General features: G+C 58.7%; 1 protein-coding gene. It reads left to right on the top strand.

What is annotated here, in order from left to right; translation table 11 throughout:
• Nucleotides 1–230 (top strand): hypothetical protein (locus tag SB659_RS20650; RefSeq protein WP_410551796.1); only part of this gene is annotated, 230 nt, incomplete at both ends.

Raw genomic sequence — 230 nt, 5'->3', positions numbered from 1 at the left:
GGTTTAATCGCGGCTAGCTGGTTCCTGGATGGTATTAACGCCAACGTTGGCTCGGTCGCAGCAGCGCTGGAGTCTGTTCGTCACAGCCCTTCCTGGCGTAGCACCGCGCTGTGGGGCGGTATTACTGGCATAACGCTCTTTATAGCGGTGGCGTGGTTACTCTCACGCTCGACCCAACGCCAACCCGCACTGCTTGCCTGGGCTTGGCTACTCGGTCTCGTAGCTATTCA

Origin of the sequence: Arthrobacter sp. SIMBA_036 (genome assembly GCF_046535135.1) — a bacterium.
In the GTDB taxonomy this organism is placed as follows: domain Bacteria; phylum Actinomycetota; class Actinomycetes; order Actinomycetales; family Micrococcaceae; genus Arthrobacter.
This window is presented reverse-complemented; position numbering and strand designations above follow the sequence as displayed.